Annotated in this window: 1 protein-coding gene; it reads right to left on the bottom strand. The window is 59.1% G+C overall.

Going from position 1 to position 335, the window contains the following annotated elements:
* Positions 1–117: 117 nt before the first annotated feature.
* The coding region (locus MKK65_RS20750; RefSeq protein WP_243960027.1) for an EAL domain-containing protein at positions 118–335 on the bottom strand (218 nt) is incomplete at its 5' end.

A 335-nucleotide genomic window follows, 5' to 3' on the forward strand; every position in this document is an offset into this window, starting at 1 on the left:
TATTTGCCCGACAACGGCCGTCAGTTCGGCCTCAGATCCGTGAAACAGGTTCTTGCTGGCGTAGACGAGGCGATAGAGCTCACTCATGGGACATCCGACTAGTTAGGTGGATCAGGATTAGGGCTGGTAGCTCGCGATGAATTGCAAAAGATCATCAGCCGGTATTGGCCGGCTGATGAGGTAACCCTGCACGTCAGTGCAGCCTTCATCGCGAATTCGCTGCATTTGCTCGGGCGTCTCGACGCCTTCGGCGACCGTGGTCATGCCCAGGCCCTTGCCGAGCCCCGCGATCGCCCGGATGAGCGCGTCTCCATCACGCTTACCCGACAGATCCC

The sequence above is a fragment of the Methylobacterium sp. J-001 genome (assembly GCF_022829565.1).
Lineage (GTDB): Bacteria > Pseudomonadota > Alphaproteobacteria > Rhizobiales > Beijerinckiaceae > Methylobacterium.